The sequence below is a fragment of the Chryseobacterium sp. Marseille-Q3244 genome (genome assembly GCF_940807095.1).
In the GTDB taxonomy this organism is placed as follows: domain Bacteria; phylum Bacteroidota; class Bacteroidia; order Flavobacteriales; family Weeksellaceae; genus Chryseobacterium.
Genome location: NZ_CALNWX010000001.1, coordinates 202,687 through 215,701 on the forward strand (window position 1 = coordinate 202,687; position 13,015 = coordinate 215,701).

The window sequence follows — 13,015 nt, forward strand, 5'->3', positions numbered from 1 at the left end:
GGTACGGAAATTATAAGGATAATAAACGTTCCCTGTAATTTTTAGAAACAGGAAGTTCAATTTGAGTAAGATAAATGGTATCTGCATTTTTCCAAGCTTTAAAATGGGATGGATTGATCAGGTGTGAACGATGGATCTGGATCAAAAAATCAAAGCTATTCTGAACTTTTTTAAGTGTACTGCGAATGAGTTTTACTTTTAATTCACTTCCATCCAGAAAGAAAATCTCAACGTAATTTTGTGAATTAGAAACACAAATCACATCACTTTTTTTTATTTTTAAAATATCCAACTTATTTTCACCTCTTATAATGATTGTATCTTCTTTTATAGGAATTAATGAAACAATATATATTCTTGCCAGAATAATTATGGGTGTTGAAATCAAAGCTGATTTAAGAATTATTACCTTCAAAAACTTAAAAAAATCATACCCTCCATTCAAAACAGGACTTTTATAAAAACAATAAGTACCAACCCAAAAAAGAAGCTGAAAAAAAAGAATACTTATTACTTCAAGTCCGATATTCCATTTTAATAGTTTATCATAAACCCTTTTCTGAAGAATAGCGATTATCCCATAACACAAGAATGCAATTACACTAAATCCTATACTAATTATTGCCCACATCTTAAAACTGATCGTTCCATCATCAAATGGTCTTATAAAAAAAGCGAAAATGAAAAGCCATATACTCAGGAAAATTCCTATCAGTAAATGATGCTTAATGGAAGGGTTTAGTCTTTTCATTAAAAAAATTAAGTTGGGCTCAAATGGTTGGGCTATATCTTTAAACCTGAAATATACGTAAATAATATACTGATTGATAACTAAAATCAAGTGCTTACAAAAAAATCCTGAAATACAAGATTCCAGGATTCAGACTAGTGTTTGCTAAAATACTATCACTTTTTCTTTTTAGATTTCTTTTCTTCTTTTGTTGCTTCCGCAGGCTTTGTAGCTTCCATCGTAGTTCCTGTACTAACAGTGGCTTCAGCGACAGGTGTTGCTGTTGAAGCTTCCGTTGTAGTGGTACTTTGATTCTTCCCATTAGTAGTGGTAGAACTCCAATCCGTTTTGGTTTCCGATGTCTGTGGTTGAGTTTGCGTTGTTGTTTGGGTATTAGTCGTGCTTTCAGCTGGCTTCTGAGTTTGTGTTTGAGCCGATACTGTGGTGACTCCGACTAATGCAAATGCTGCCGTTAAAAATAACTTTTTCATAATGTAATATTTAAATGATTGTTTAAACTAAACGAGACATCATTTATAAAAATTATACGTAAGTTACTTATTTAACGTACTTTATCATTTTTTAAGAAGAATTTACAAAAATATTTCAGTTGAAATTTTAAGGAAAACCGAAGCTGGATATGAAAATATGTCTTAGTTATAGGAGGCTTTTTTTCTTCATCCTTGACAAGGTTTAAAATCTTGACAAAGATTCCCGTTCTCCCTTCAAAATCACTTCGTTATATTCTTCATCATCTTTTCTACAAATTCAAAAGCGGCAGGACAAATCACTGTATTTTTCAGCATCAGATTATTGATCTGGTAGATCTTTTTACGGTCAGTATGAGGATATTCTCTGCAGGCTTTTGGTCTTACTTCATAGATGGAACAAGTATTGTCACCATTCAGAAAAAAGCACGGAAGGTTCTGTAACACCTTATCATTATCTTCATCCACTCTCAGGAATTTAGCTTCAAAATCAGCTGATTTCATACGGAGGTGTTTGGCAATACGCTCAATATCCTTCTCAGTATATAACGGGCCTGTGGTTTTACAGCAATTGGCACACTGTAAACAATCTATTTCGTCAAAAACTTCATCATGGGTTTCCTGTACGACATAATCAAGATTTTTGGGCGGCTTTTTCTTTAATCCGTCCAGAAATTTTTTATGTTCTTTCTGCTTTTGTAAAGCTTGCTTTTTATAAAAATCTAAATTCATTTATTCTTTATTTCCTACCTGCACCGGGAGATCAGCTCTTTGATATTCATTGATCTTATCCAGATCTAAAATGGTAGCGAGATTCTTTTTATCAGGATAATACATAGGAACAAATTTCGCCCCGTATACAATCTCACCCGTCACATACGAAGATCGCTGAACAACAGTATTTGAAAACACTTCATCAAATGCCCGTACCTGAACAATGATCTCGATATCTGTGCTTTTAAAATCGTCCTCAGAGAAACCGAAAAACGGTGAACTTTCATTTATTTTATGAACAACCGTCCAATTCAGAGCCAGCGTATTGATTTTACTTAAATGTGTTTCCAACCTGTAAAAATTGCTTTTAGGAACATCGTTCTCAATCACTTCGATAGCTGTAGACACAATCACATCAGCATCTGTCAGTGCATTGTTTTTATAAGGAGCTAATCTGAACATGAGAGCCGTACTTTCTTCAAAAGGTGCAATTACTGCAATATCTGAGAACCTTAAATAAGCTCTCGGCCTTGAAAATCTCCCATAGAAGAGTCCCGTTGCAATGGCAAAGGTAAGCAATCCCAGAAAAGCTTCAAAAGTAGCCACTAAACTAGCCAAAAAACCAACAGGAGCAATTCTTCCATATCCTACAGTAGTAAAGGTTTGTGAGCTGAAAAAGAAAACGTCAATAAACTCATTCAATGGGTCACTTTTATCTATTCCTGTAAGATGCTCTACTCCAATCAGGTAATAAATCATGGCAAATATGAGGTTAATCACAATATATGCTACGACGAGATACGAAATAAAACGAAATGAGGACAGATTCAGCATGGTATGATACCAACTAAGACTGTTGAAAACATTCACCCCTGTTCTCTTCACATTCGGGAGACCATCTTTATTGATGAATCTTCCTGAGGCATTGCTTCCGAAACCACTATTCTCAGTGTTTTTCTGGCGGATCTTTTTTCTGAATCCTCTTGTCATCTTATATTATTTGTTTTTCAATAACTTAATTACTTATTATTCACCTTATCGCGTTTCCGGATACAAAGATAAAATATTGTTTTCATGAATTTTATCAATTGAAACCTTTACTCATTCAATTTGATTTTACAGTAAATTTGGAATATGAAAAAGCTTGAATCAAGAGAAGATATTGAACATCTGGTGAACGCATTTTATGCCAAAGTAGTAAAAGATGAAACCATTAGTTTCTTCTTCAATGATATTGCTAAAGTTGACTGGGATAAACACCTTCCAAAAATGTATTCGTTTTGGGAATCTATTCTTTTTGGACAGATGACCTACAAAGGAAATCCGATGGGCGTCCATTTTCCGATTAATGAAATACAGGCTATGGAGCAAAAGCACTTCGACAAATGGCTTGAGCTATGGAGAACAACTATTGAAGAGAACTTCGTAGGTGAAAACGCTGATATGGCGATATACAAATCCGAGAATATTGCCAAACTGATGGCTTTTAAAATGGAATTGGCGAGAAGACTTTAGTAAGTTCCGGGTTTTTCGGAGTTCGGGTTCCGGGAGATGAAATTCATACTACGAGGCAGTTCTCTTTAAGGAACAATTACCGTAAAGATATAGGCAGCCAGATTCACTAATAGTACAGTTCCATACAGGATATTTGTTTTTCCCCGGCTTAATGAAAGCATTACGATAAATACCGATAAAGAAAGTAAAATAATATCTTTTTTATCCAATCCCAGAACTAACGGAATATCATAGGTAATACACACTACAGAAACTGCAGGAATCGTCAATCCGATACTTGCTAGCGCTGAACCTAGTGCAAGATTTAAACTGGATTGGATTTGATTGGCTCTCGCGGCACGTATTGCTGCAACACCTTCGGGAAGAAGGACAACAGCAGCAATGATTACTCCTACTAAAGATTTAGGAGCCCCTACACTCTGTACCATTCCTTCAATGGTATCAGATAGACCTTTAGCCATCAAAACAACGATAACCAGACAAACGACTAAAAAGCCAAAACTGATCAGTGTTTTAGTTAATGTAGGAATATAATGTTCTTCAGGATGTTCATCGGGAACAATAAAATAGCTTCTGTGTCTCACGGTCTGTACCATCAGGAAAACACCATAGATGATCAGACAGGCAATGGATACAAAAATAAGCTGTGCCTGATTGTAAAACGGTCCGTTAACGCTTGATGTAAAGTTAGGAAGAACCAGAGTAAGAATAAGAATTGAAACCGTACTCACCAAATAGGTTGTAGCGGAAGTTCTGGCAAAAAACTGTTCATGATATTTAACACCACCCACCAATATACAGATTCCCAAAATACCATTAAGAATAAGCATAACAGCAGCAAAAACGGTATCTCTGGCCAGCGTGATCGCCTGATCCCCGCCGGCAATCATCAGTGAGATAATTAGCGCTACTTCAATAATCGTAATACAAAGGGCAAGGATAATTGTTCCAAAGGGTTCTCCTACTTTATGAGCTACCATTTCTGCATGATGTACTGCAGATAAAACACTTCCAATAAGTAAAATACCGGCAATAACATCATAAATAACACCACTTCCCATTAGTCCGGAAAAGTAGTAACCTACCGCAAGGACAGGAAAAATATAAGTGTAGTGTAAAAATTCTTTTGGTCTCATAAAGTGACTACAAAATACAAAAAATCTATAATATTTTAAATATCAAAAGAAAATATTAATAATATTTTAATGAGGCCAGAAGTTAAAGTCCTGATAATCCGTCAACATATGAAATAATAATCCAATTCCTATAATTCTGACATTTCCTCTAAAAAATAACATCAAAAAATACACCGCAATGGCATAATAGGAATGTAAAAAGTGAAAACCTATACTTTCCCGTGACGGATCAAAAATGGGATTGGCAAAAAGGTGGTCCAGATCTACCAGCATGGTCGCCAATAAAATAAGATATACCTTCTTCCAGTTTTTAGGATAAAAGACCAGTGCTATAAAGACTGGAAATACAAAATGTAAAAAATAATGTGTACAGGTTTTGAGCAAAGCAATTTCTGACGGAGCCATTAATGGATATTTTTCAGTTACCACCGTAAAATTAAGGGTAAATCTCCTTTCTTCGCTTTTATTTTCACCCAATAATTCTGTGATTTATTTCCATACAGCACATAATCGATGTCAGAAATAATCCTTTTCTCCGTGTTGCTCAATGCTTTCAAAGATGAATACAACAAAGCATTGTTTCTGATCAGGATGTAATTTTCTTTTAATTGAGGGGATAATATTACAGGTTTTCTGGTCGATTTTATGATAACCCCATTATTATTTCGGGTGATCTCATTGGGCTGAAAAGGAATTGCTGTGAATTGGCTTTCTCCATTAATCCACTTTTTAGATTGGAAATACCCCCATGTTTTCTCAGGATTTTTACTTTGAATATCAATGATATAATTAGGTTGTGTAATCTTTTGGAAGCTCTTTTTTTCAACCTCATTAAAATTATCATCATATTCATAACTGATAATGGTATCATTGACCTGTTCAATATTTGCAGTAGCCTTTAAAGAAGTTGCCTGCGAGGAATCTACGATACTCTTATTGAAAAAAAGGCTGAAATTTCTGAGGTTCTCTTTATCTAATTCAAGTTCCAGAAACTGATTTCTTTTCTCAAGTTTTGAAGCGATGGAGTTAAAAGCTTCAGGGTTTGAATTATTTTTTATTTCAATTTCATCATCATGTAATTCGATAGAAAAGTTTTGAATTTTCTGTCCTGAAATAACAGAAATACTCCCCAATGTATTTTGAATAAACTGATCTGCCTCCCAAACCGGATTTGCAGGAGATTGGAGAAGTCCCTTCTTAATTGTTTCAAAAGCAAGATCAGAAGTTCCTACAATGCAATGACTACCTTCTATCATTAAGAAAATCTGGTCCTTTTGAAAGTGATTATTCCCTTTAGCAGTAAACTTTTGCTTTTTTAAAAAGGCAATAAGCCTTTGTGGATCTTTAAGTTCTAAAACACTGTACCACTCGGAGAATTTGGTATCTTTAACATGAAAAATCTGCAAAAAATCCGGAATTTTGATTCCCGAATCTCTCACCGAACCGGTTTTGCTTTTTGTTTTATTTCCAGACCACTTTGAAGGGTGCGTTACAAAACTGAAGAGATATTGTCCCGTTAATTTCTTAGTATCAATTAAAACAACTGCATCTGCATGTTCAGGAATATATTTAAGGTTTTTGTCTTTATAGAAACCTACAAAATACACAGCAACAGCAAGCAACAAAAGCAACGGGACAATAATCTTCTTTTTTTTCATCTATAAGATTTGTGGTTTCTTTTCTGTTTCTTTTGTTTTAAAAACCTGATCGAACACATCAAAGAAATACATTAAGCTATTCTCCGAAGAACCTTTGATATTATAATTCATTTCTGTCTGGATACTTTCTCCTTTAACTTCAGTTTTATAATACAATTCTCCTACACTTTTTCTGATCGCATCCAATGCTTTTCTTTCTTTAGGACTTTTGAATTCTTTATCTAAACCGGTTAAAAGTTTTTGGATATCCAATCTTCCGGATAAAGGATATTTAGCAGAATCTTTCGCCCATTTTCTGGAAATATCAGACTGGTTAACAGGTAAGATATTGTCTGCAGAGCTCATCAGATAGACAATTCCATCTTTTACAGTAAAGAACAGCTGGTCAATATACCCTCCATTTTTATCTTCTTTAAAAGTGTATAGGTTTCCTTTTTTAGAAAATCTTTTAGACAGTTTCTTATTGGTAGTCAGCAAATCAAAAATACGGGTCCAATATCCTTCGTTCTCCGTTGCAAAGGCAAAAGTGAAATTCGGAACAGCGATCTCCTTAGTTTTCTTTACCTCTTTTTCATTGAAATCAGCATCATATTCATAATCCGTGTACTCTACTTTTTTGGATTTCAATTCATTCAAAACAAAAATTCCGTTTCCTGGAGCTATTTTCGTAATGGCTTCTTCATCCAGAACAATTTTCATGGTTTCCATAATAAGCTCCATTTCTTTTTTGTACTCATTTTCTCCTGAATTCTGAAGTAAACTGTACATCATGTCAAAACATTTCGCTCCATTTACGTTCATCGCATAGTAACCAACACTTTTTTCATTGATAAGCTGTAGAAGTTTTTTGTTTTTCTTTCCTTTATAAATGGCAGAAATATTCTTCTGAATCTCAGTATTTTTGTGCTGATAATTATTAACCAGCCTTACTTTGTCTTTATCAAAATACAGGTTGTATGCATAGTTAGAATTGTACATATTTTTGAAGAATTGCCCGTAGGTATAATACTTCGTCATTTTACCATAGATGCCTTCATTTACAATTCTTCCGTAATCTGTGTAAACAAAAACATCAGAATTAGCATCTCTGAATGAAAGCATTTCTTTAGGAACTTCAATCTCTAAATTTGAATTGAAATATAGATCAAACCTGTCCTCAGCATTCTTTTGAACAACTTTGAAATTTTCTTTGCGGATAGAATCCTGTTCTTTCTGGTAGGCTTTTTCATATTCCTCATCATAAGCTTCGTTAGGCATCTCCTCTCCGTTTTCAGGATTCTCTGCACTTTCTTTTTCTTTGGGATATTGATGATGCTTTTGCAGGTATTTAATATCTTTCTGAATTCTTGCGATCTCGTTGTTATTGTCTTTAATACTTTCTTTCAGATACTTAATATCTTCCTTCAGACTTTTAATTTCCTCTTTATAATTAAAAGGTTTTTCCGGTTCATCAGTATAAACACCATCTGTGGTGGCATCTACTGCAACAGAATCAACCGCAACAGCATCACCGGCAACTGCCGTACTGTCTGCAACGGCTTCTGCAGCCCACAAATCTTTGTAAGGTTTGGTATAACTTATCATGCTCAGAACGGCTCTACTTCCATTCCAGGCAACAAAGATATCATCATCAATATCTACGTAAGAATAGTTCTTTTTCTTGAAAACTTCCTGTCCCTTTTTCTTCATAGAATTGACAAAATCCTGGAATTTTTCGTTATTATCAATGATAAAATGAGTATTGTAAGTCTTAATAGAATCATTAAAACTTGCATAGTGATACTGAACAGCATCGTATTTGATTCCTGTTTTGGAATAATCTGTCCATGAAGGTTTTTCTTTACTCTTCTTGCTTAGTTCATGCAGCAAAGGATTCAGTTTATCCCAGTTTATTTTATTATTAAGCTGTTTTCCGTTGACTTCCATATAAAATACAGCATCAGACGGAATTTTCATGCTGTTTTGAGCAAAAACCAATGTAAAGCCAAAAAGTATGAAAATAATTTTTTGCGTTTTTAATAAGATAGATTTCATGACTATAGTTTAGAAATTTATTGAAAAAGAATTGTGTTTTGTATTTGTTTTTTCTGAAGAATCAAATCCAGGATATCAGCGTCCAGTTTAAGTGCTTTTTTGTTAGGAGAAAGCACATAAGTATTGTTTGTTTGTGATTTCACAGCATTTTCGAATTGCATGATGGAAGTGTATCGCGCATCATTAAAAACTTCTTTATCTGCCTTACTCATCTTATCATAATCTTCTTTGAAGGTATTGACTTTATTTCTTGTCAATGTCTTTTTCTCAAGATTCTGGCTGTAGACTTGTGTTGGAATCATTTTGCCCAATATTTTCTGAGCTTTTAGCTTTTCCAGCCCTGCATTGATGTTTTCAATTTTTTTGAAATTACAGCTCAGTTTGATGATATAATTATCAAAATCCAGGGACGTTTTTACATTGCTGATTCCCGGAGTTCCTTTAAAAATCTTAGCCGCTTCATTGATTTTGTTTTCAATTTCAGCTTTTTTGGGAACTTTTTTCCCATTGATGGTTTCCATCTTGGAGATTGAAGCTAATCTTGTCTTGCTCTTGCTGGCATTAAGAATGATGGTGTATTCTCCTGTACCATCTGCTTTTACATTCACTTTATCAAGAATATCAAAACAACTTGTCAGGAATAGCAAGGGGAAAAATAGAAGAAATAATTTAAGAAAATTTTTCATGATTGGTTTAAAACCACAAAATTACTTAATTCTGGTCTTAAATCCTTACAATCTTTATTTTTTTGAGCATAAATAGCTGTTTTCCGGTACTTTTTCAGACCGGAAACTCTACTACTTTTTATTTTTAAATACGTCCTTTCAAATAATCCTGGCGAAGATCCTCGTCAAGTTTTTCGATAGCATAGCGCAGGCAGGTTCTTGGCATTTCTTTATAGAACTCATTCAGATAGCCAATGAGTTCCTGTTCATTTTTATTTCCCATTTCCCGCAACAGCCAGCCATTGGCTTTGTGCATCAAATCATGGGAATGCTTTAGATTTCTTGTAACAAATTCTTTGGTGAGGTCAAAAGATCCCTTTTTAATGTAATGCATGGTTCCCACAACCGCAATTCTCTTATGCCACATCTCATCCGCCTTAGAAAGATCTCTCAATAGGATTTCTTTCTTATTTTCATAAGCATATCTGCCAAGAATCTTAATAACAGCTGGAATCTACCAGATCCCAATTATTAACATACTGAAGATATTTAAGATAAAACTCCACGATTTCATCTTTTACGACTATATCTTTTGCCTTTTCAAACTTTGAAATCAGCATAAAAAGAGCTGTTAACCGGTGTTCATGATATGCTGAAGAAAGTACTTCACTCAATTCTTTCAAACTGATTTTTGAGTAATATTCTTTAGCAACAGTTCTCTGATCAGGAACTTTTACCCCTAAAAACAGATCTCCCTCACCGTATTCTCCCTTTCCTGTTTTGAAAAATCTTGGAAAGAATTCAGCTTTTTCAGGAATGGATAAAACTGCAAGAGCCACCTGTATTTCTTTAACAATACCCGTATGCATGGATCATCTAATTTTAAAAACTAAGCATTCTTCTCTAAAACACTATTTTCCTGCTCCTCTTCTTCTTTTACAATCTGTTTAGGATTGGCAACCTTCGCTATGGTAAGCCCCTGAACAATAATAGAAAATACCACTACACAATACGTAATACTTAAGATTGTCTCACTATATTCACTTTTAGGAATAGACATCGCCAATGCAATGGAAACCCCACCACGAATTCCTCCCCAAACTAAAACTTTTACCGTTTGTGGGCTAAAACTCCTTCTCAGAGAAGTAAACTTCGTAGGTCCCCAGATGGAAATAAACCTTGCAAACAGAACTACAAAAATGGCCAATAAGCCTGGAATCATGAAGTGTTTCAAATCTTTAATCATTAGAAGTTCAAATCCAATGAATAAGAATAATACTGCATTCAGAATTTCATCAATAAGCTCCCAAAATTTGATTAAGTAATCCTGGGTAACAGATTTCATTTTAAAGTTCCTATTAAAGTTCCCCATAAATAACCCTGCAGCTACCATCGTTAATGGTCCTGAAATATGCATCTGTCTTGCAATAAGATAACCTCCCATCACAACAGAAAGTGTTACCAGTACGGAAATAATATAATCATCCACTTCACGCATTAATCTGGAAGTAACCCATCCTAATAAAACACCCAATAAAAGACCACCACCGGCTTCATGAAGCAATAGCAGTCCAATACTTTCTACTCCAAGATCTACTTCTTTACCAACAGCAAGCTGTAATACAACTGTAAAGACCACAACGGCCATACCATCATTGAAAAGAGATTCACCGGCAACCTTTGTTTCCAGCGATTTGGAAACTTTCGCCTGTTTCAGTACACTCAGAACTGCCACCGGATCGGTAGGTGAAATCAGTGCTCCAAAAACAAGACAGTAGATAAATGGAAGCTGAATACCCACATATGGGAGTAAATAGAACATCCCAAAACCTACTACAAATGTAGAAATCACAACGCCTACAGTAGAAAATATCAGTACAGGCCTGAATTGTTCTTTAAGATCGTTGATATTAATGTGAATTCCTCCTGCAAAAAGAAGAAAATTAAGCATCGCTCCCATCAGAACCTCCGTAAAGTCGATGCTGTTCATCAGATTATGAAGATGTCCAAAAGTTCTTGGAAGTATCGTTTCTCCAAATAATACCAGAAAAATGGAAACCACAATGGCAATTACCATAATCCCGATGGTACTCGGAAGTTTTAAGAATCTGTAATTAAGATAGGCAAATATGGATGCTAATACGATTAATGCTGAAAATGAATAATATAATTCCACTCAGTGTTCTTTTTAAAATTAATTTATAAGTCTAAGTAAAGGACCTTGATGTATATCTTCTGACCGCCTTTTTCCCAGATATCAAACATGCCATCCTTCGATGGCTTTGATCCTCTGGTGTAATCATTTCCTATATTCAGAATATTCAGCAGAATGTATTCGTCTCCCACCGAATTCACCAGGTAAGCCGTTTTCTCAGACTTTCCGTCTCCGGAACTTTTTATTCCATCTGCCAAAGCCCGAAACTGACTCAGGTGATGTATAAAATTATTCCCATCCTTTAGAGAATCATATGCTCTGAGCAAGATTAGCAAAATGTCCAGATTGGTAGGGTCTTTCTCATACAAAGCCTTTCCCTGTTTGATACATTCTTCAAAATTATTTTGCTTAAAAGCTTCTGCCAGATTTTTGAAACCTTCGTCTGAAGTACTTATCTTATCTTCTCTAAAACTCCTTCCATAGTAAAGATATTGTGCTTCTATACTATCCAGAGATTTCGGATATCCTTTGTACTTAAAAATAAGTTTCTCGTAATTATATGGAGAATCAGAACTTTTAAGGCTCTTTTCAATGGCTTTAAAGTCTACTTTTGATTTCTGGCTGAACCCAAAAACCGAAAGCAGAATGAATAAAAGGAAAAAATGATATTTCATTAATTGTTGTTTTCTTCCTCTTCGTCATCAAAGTATTCGAAAAGGAAATCATTGTATGGGAATCTGGAGATATGAATTTTCATAACCTCATCGTAGATCATTTTTTTCATTTCAGGGAAGTTCTCCTTGGTCAAAGCAGAAATGAAAACGGTGGGGTGCTTTGATTTGGCCATCCACGTTTTTTTCCATTCATCAAGAGAAACATTCTTCTTTGTACCAGGGGTCAGATCATCTTCATCTTTTTTCTCATAGCTAAAGCCATCAATTTTGTTGAACACCATAATCATTGGCTTCTGATGAGCATTAATATCCATTAATATCTGATTAACAGAGTCAATGTGATCTTCAAAACTTTCGTGAGAAATATCAACCACATGAATCAAAAGATCTGCTTCACGAACCTCATCCAACGTAGATTTAAATGATTCTACCAGCTGAGTAGGCAATTTTCTGATAAAACCTACAGTATCCGTAAGCAAAAACGGAAGATTTCCGATTACAACTTTTCGTACCGTGGTATCCAGGGTCGCAAATAATTTATTTTCAGCAAATACCTCAGATTTTGAAATAGAATTCATCAAGGTAGATTTTCCAACGTTCGTGTATCCTACCAAAGCTGCTCGCACCACTTTTCCGCGATTGTTACGCTGAGTAGCCATTTGCTTATCGATGATTTTCAGTTTATCCTTCAATAAAGTAATTCTGTCACGAATGATACGACGGTCAGTTTCAATCTCCGTTTCACCGGGACCTCTCATCCCGATACCTCCCTTCTGACGTTCCAAGTGAGTCCACATTCTGGTCAATCGAGGTAAAAGATATTGGTATTGAGCCAATTCTACCTGAGTTCTTGCATAAGAAGTCTGTGCTCTTTGGGCAAAAATATCGAGAATAAGATTGGTACGGTCTAAGATTTTAACCTCCATTTCTCTTTCCAGATTTTTAAGCTGTGAAGGAGAAAGTTCGTCGTCAAAAATTACCGTTCCGATTTCGTTTTCCTTTACATATTCTTTTATTTCGAGTGCTTTTCCGCTTCCAATAAAGGTTTTGGAGTCAGGCTGTGTTAATTTTTGAGTGAACCGCTTTTGTACGGTTGCCCCAGCTGTGAAAGCCAAAAACTCCAGTTCATCCATATATTCCACCAGTTTTTCTTCATCCTGATTTTGAGTAATAATACCCACCAGGACTGCCTTCTCATAATTATGTTCTTTCTTTTCTAACATTAAAGTTCTGTCTATGTTTATGA

The 13,015-nt window shown here is 35.0% G+C and carries 13 protein-coding genes and 1 pseudogene; 1 reads left to right on the forward strand and 13 read right to left on the reverse strand.

Annotation, left to right across the window (positions count from 1 at the left end):
• Positions 1-10 precede the first annotated feature (10 nt).
• The 4 genes from NBX25_RS00870 to NBX25_RS00885 all read right to left on the reverse strand — a co-directional run bounded on the left by NBX25_RS00870 (position 11) and on the right by NBX25_RS00885 (position 2,922).
• Positions 11-751, reverse strand: coding sequence for a LytTR family DNA-binding domain-containing protein (locus NBX25_RS00870; RefSeq protein WP_250252368.1), 741 nt, complete (start codon positions 749-751; stop codon positions 11-13).
• 155 nt (positions 752-906) lie between these two features.
• Positions 907-1,221, reverse strand: a complete 315-nt coding sequence (locus NBX25_RS00875; RefSeq protein WP_250252371.1) for a hypothetical protein — start codon at positions 1,219-1,221, stop codon at positions 907-909.
• A gap of 240 nt (positions 1,222-1,461) precedes the next feature.
• A complete protein-coding gene (locus NBX25_RS00880) occupies positions 1,462-1,950 on the reverse strand; it encodes a YkgJ family cysteine cluster protein (RefSeq protein WP_250252373.1) in 489 nt (162 codons plus the stop codon).
• A complete protein-coding gene (locus NBX25_RS00885; RefSeq protein WP_123909418.1) occupies positions 1,951-2,922 on the reverse strand; it encodes an ion channel in 972 nt (323 codons plus the stop codon).
• 144 nt (positions 2,923-3,066) lie between these two features.
• Between NBX25_RS00885 and NBX25_RS00890 the strand changes: the two genes are divergently transcribed.
• Positions 3,067-3,447: a group III truncated hemoglobin gene (locus NBX25_RS00890; protein ID WP_250252376.1), complete on the forward strand. Its 381-nt coding sequence runs from the start codon at positions 3,067-3,069 to the stop codon at positions 3,445-3,447.
• 65 nt (positions 3,448-3,512) lie between these two features.
• Here NBX25_RS00890 and NBX25_RS00895 read toward each other — a convergent pair whose 3' ends face one another.
• From NBX25_RS00895 to hflX, 9 genes and pseudogenes are all read right to left on the reverse strand, one after another.
• Positions 3,513-4,583: a calcium:cation antiporter gene (locus NBX25_RS00895; RefSeq protein WP_123909420.1), complete on the reverse strand. Its 1,071-nt coding sequence runs from the start codon at positions 4,581-4,583 to the stop codon at positions 3,513-3,515.
• 66 nt (positions 4,584-4,649) lie between these two features.
• Entirely contained in the window at positions 4,650-4,988 is a 339-nt protein-coding gene (locus NBX25_RS00900) for a DUF6122 family protein (RefSeq protein WP_185145603.1), read from the reverse strand.
• A 17-nt stretch (positions 4,989-5,005) separates the two neighbouring features.
• Positions 5,006-6,241, reverse strand: a complete 1,236-nt coding sequence (locus NBX25_RS00905) for a hypothetical protein (protein ID WP_250252378.1) — start codon at positions 6,239-6,241, stop codon at positions 5,006-5,008.
• Entirely contained in the window at positions 6,242-8,275 is a 2,034-nt protein-coding gene (locus tag NBX25_RS00910) for a hypothetical protein (protein ID WP_250252379.1), read from the reverse strand.
• A 17-nt stretch (positions 8,276-8,292) separates the two neighbouring features.
• The gene (locus NBX25_RS00915) at positions 8,293-8,961 is read right to left on the reverse strand and encodes a hypothetical protein (protein WP_123909423.1); all 669 of its coding nucleotides are present in this window, start codon (positions 8,959-8,961) and stop codon (positions 8,293-8,295) included.
• 124 nt (positions 8,962-9,085) lie between these two features.
• Positions 9,086-9,809 (reverse strand): annotated as a pseudogene (locus NBX25_RS00920) (DNA alkylation repair protein).
• Between the two features lie 20 nt (positions 9,810-9,829).
• On the reverse strand, positions 9,830-11,116 hold the full coding sequence (locus NBX25_RS00925; RefSeq protein ID WP_123909425.1) for a cation:proton antiporter: 1,287 nt from the start codon (positions 11,114-11,116) through the stop codon (positions 9,830-9,832).
• A 23-nt stretch (positions 11,117-11,139) separates the two neighbouring features.
• A complete protein-coding gene (locus NBX25_RS00930; RefSeq protein ID WP_123909426.1) occupies positions 11,140-11,769 on the reverse strand; it encodes a DUF4919 domain-containing protein in 630 nt (209 codons plus the stop codon).
• Complete coding sequence (gene hflX, locus NBX25_RS00935; RefSeq protein WP_250252382.1) at positions 11,769-12,992, reverse strand: GTPase HflX; 1,224 nt, start codon at positions 12,990-12,992, stop codon at positions 11,769-11,771. Before hflX ends, NBX25_RS00930 begins: the two co-directional genes overlap by 1 nt.
• Positions 12,993-13,015: the final 23 nt, after the last annotated feature.

Coding starts and splice junctions, on each gene's coding strand:
- NBX25_RS00875 (WP_250252371.1), bottom strand. CDS start 1,221: ATGAAAAAGTTATTTTTAACGGCAGCATTTGCATTAGTCGGAGTCACC.
- NBX25_RS00880 (WP_250252373.1), bottom strand. CDS start 1,950: ATGAATTTAGATTTTTATAAAAAGCAAGCTTTACAAAAGCAGAAAGAA.
- NBX25_RS00870 (WP_250252368.1), bottom strand. CDS start 751: ATGAAAAGACTAAACCCTTCCATTAAGCATCATTTACTGATAGGAATT.
- NBX25_RS00905 (WP_250252378.1), bottom strand. CDS start 6,241: ATGAAAAAAAAGAAGATTATTGTCCCGTTGCTTTTGTTGCTTGCTGTT.
- NBX25_RS00930 (WP_123909426.1), bottom strand. CDS start 11,769: ATGAAATATCATTTTTTCCTTTTATTCATTCTGCTTTCGGTTTTTGGG.
- NBX25_RS00890 (WP_250252376.1), top strand. CDS start 3,067: ATGAAAAAGCTTGAATCAAGAGAAGATATTGAACATCTGGTGAACGCA.
- NBX25_RS00895 (WP_123909420.1), bottom strand. CDS start 4,583: ATGAGACCAAAAGAATTTTTACACTACACTTATATTTTTCCTGTCCTT.
- NBX25_RS00915 (WP_123909423.1), bottom strand. CDS start 8,961: ATGAAAAATTTTCTTAAATTATTTCTTCTATTTTTCCCCTTGCTATTC.
- hflX (WP_250252382.1), bottom strand. CDS start 12,992: ATGTTAGAAAAGAAAGAACATAATTATGAGAAGGCAGTCCTGGTGGGT.
- NBX25_RS00885 (WP_123909418.1), bottom strand. CDS start 2,922: ATGACAAGAGGATTCAGAAAAAAGATCCGCCAGAAAAACACTGAGAAT.
- NBX25_RS00910 (WP_250252379.1), bottom strand. CDS start 8,275: ATGAAATCTATCTTATTAAAAACGCAAAAAATTATTTTCATACTTTTT.
- NBX25_RS00900 (WP_185145603.1), bottom strand. CDS start 4,988: ATGGCTCCGTCAGAAATTGCTTTGCTCAAAACCTGTACACATTATTTT.